The organism is Pseudoalteromonas sp. Z1A6 (assembly GCF_011378745.1).
Taxonomy (GTDB): domain Bacteria; phylum Pseudomonadota; class Gammaproteobacteria; order Enterobacterales; family Alteromonadaceae; genus Pseudoalteromonas; species Pseudoalteromonas arctica.
On sequence record NZ_WTKW01000486.1, the window covers coordinates 1 to 2,423 of the forward strand.

Here is a 2,423-nt window from a genome sequence, read left to right on the forward strand (position 1 = left end):
TACATAGGCTCCGCCTTGCCTAAAAACCAAACATACTGCTGCAAATTAACCCACCAAAGATCAACACGCCCTAGTTATTATTAGATTGAATCACTAACGTGTACTTTGACGATTACCGCCTACTTTTGGTTTAGTGTTTGCCTTTTTAAATTGGCTAAAACCAGTATGTCGCGTTAGTGCAGGACGTCCGCCTTTACTGCCACCTTTACCTGCTTTTTCATCACGCCCTTCCTCAGGCACTAAACAGTTAGGCCCTTTACCAATTAAATTAGCTTTACCCATTTTACGTAGAGCTTCACGTATCATTGGCCAACCAGCTGCATCGTGGTAGCGTAAAATAGCTTTATGTAATCTACGTTGGCGCGCACCTTTAGGTACTGGAACAACTTCCGTATTATTTTTAATATTACGTAAAGAGTTCATTTCTGTGTGGTAAATAGTCGTCGCATTAGCCATCGGTGATGGGTAAAAATTTTGCACCTGATCCAGCTTAAAGTCGTTTGATTTAAGCCATAAAGCCATGTTTACCATGTCTTCATCTTTTGTCCCTGGATGAGCCGAGATAAAGTAAGGGATCAAATACTGCTTTTTACCGGCTTCTTTAGAGTACTTATCAAATAATTCTTTAAATTGATCGTACGCGCCCATACCTGGTTTCATCATTTTTGATAATGGACCGTCCTCTGTATGCTCTGGCGCTATTTTTAAGTAGCCGCCCACATGATGGGTTACTAATTCTTTAACGTAACGCGGGTCGCGTACAGCTAAGTCGTAACGAACACCAGAAGCAATCAATACCTTTTTAATACCTTTAACTTCACGTGCTTTTTTATACAAGTCTATTGTTGGTGTATGGTCTGTATCCATGTGCTTACAAATTTCAGGATACACACATGATAAACGCCTACAGGTACTCTCTGCCTTTTTGCTCGTACAACGCAGTTTATACATGTTAGCCGTTGGACCACCTAAATCAGAAATAACACCAGTAAAGCCCGGTACTTTATCTCTAATCTGTTCAATTTCTTCAATAATTGATTCTTGCGAACGGCTTTGAATAATACGCCCTTCATGCTCCGTAATTGAGCAAAACGAACAACCACCAAAACAACCGCGCATAATATTAACCGACGTTTTTATCATGTCATAAGCAGGTATTTTAGAGTCGCCGTAACTTGGGTGAGGAATACGCTGATACGGTAAACCAAACACAGCATCCATCTCATGTGTTTCTAGTGGGTATGCTGGCGGGTTTACCCAAATAGAACGATCGCCGTGTCGCTGAAACAGCGCTCTTGCACAACCAGGGTTTGTTTCTTGATGTAGAATACGTGAAGCATGGGCGTATAAAGGTTTGTTAACACTTACTTGTTCATAAGCAGGTAACTTAACATAGGTTTTTTCCCACGGCTTAGGACGCGCAGGCTGAACCATAATTGGTTTTGCAGCTTCCGCTTTTAAATCAATACCCGCTTGTTTAAACTCTGATTTACTACAGCCAACATCATCAGCGCCGTATGGATTTGGAATAGGATCAATTTTACCAATTTTATCAATAGCGGTAGAGTCGCTACCACGCCAACCCGGTAAAGGCTCTTTTCGAATAACAGCTGTGCCGCGAATATCTTGAATAGTATCCATTGTTTCGCCTGCGGCAATGCGGTGTGCAACTTCAACTAACGGGCGCTCTGCGTTACCGTAAATTAAAATGTCAGCTTTTGCATCAAACAAAATACTACGACGTACTTTTTCTTGCCAGTAATCATAATGAGCAATACGACGAAGGCTAGCTTCAATACCACCAATAACAATCGGTATTCCTTTGTAGGCTTCACGGCATTTTTGTGAGTAGATCATTACGGCGCGATCTGGGCGTTTACCGCCTACGTTATCTGGCGTGTAAGCATCATCGTGGCGCATACGCTTTTCAGCTGTATAGCGATTGATCATCGAATCCATGTTACCGGCTGTTACACCAAAAAATAAATTTGGCCTGCCGAGTTCCATAAATGCGTCTTTAGAATCCCATGCAGGCTGGGCAATAATACCCACTCTAAAACCCTGCGCTTCAAGTACACGGCCAATTACAGCCATACCAAAACTAGGATGATCGACGTACGCGTCGCCACTAATTATTATTATGTCGCAGCTATCCCAGCCAAGTGCATCCATTTCTTCACGTGTAGTTGGTAAAAATGGCGCGGTGCCATAACATTCAGCCCAGTACTTAGGGTATGAAAATAAGGCGCGCTTAGCTTTGAGAGTGCTCATAATTGTGGCCGTAGAATAACAAAAGGCGCGAATTATACCCTACTAAATTGTTTATATATACAAAGTAGTCAAAGCATATTGCGCCTTAAATTCTAAATCGTTCATTAGGGCGTGTTGATCTTTGTGGATTGAAATTTGTTCAATCTAGGGGC

General features: G+C 42.1%; 1 protein-coding gene. It reads right to left on the reverse strand.

Annotated elements, in window-relative coordinates:
• Positions 1–93 precede the first annotated feature (93 nt).
• A complete protein-coding gene (locus tag GQR46_RS18770; RefSeq protein WP_007580292.1) occupies positions 94–2,271 on the reverse strand; it encodes a YgiQ family radical SAM protein in 2,178 nt (725 codons plus the stop codon).
• Between the last annotated feature and the right edge of the window lie 152 nt (positions 2,272–2,423).

What these genes read in the sequence shown, in the direction of transcription:
- GQR46_RS18770 (WP_007580292.1), bottom strand. Translation starts at nt 2,271, where the DNA reads ATGAGCACTCTCAAAGCTAAGCGCGCCTTATTTTCATACCCTAAGTAC.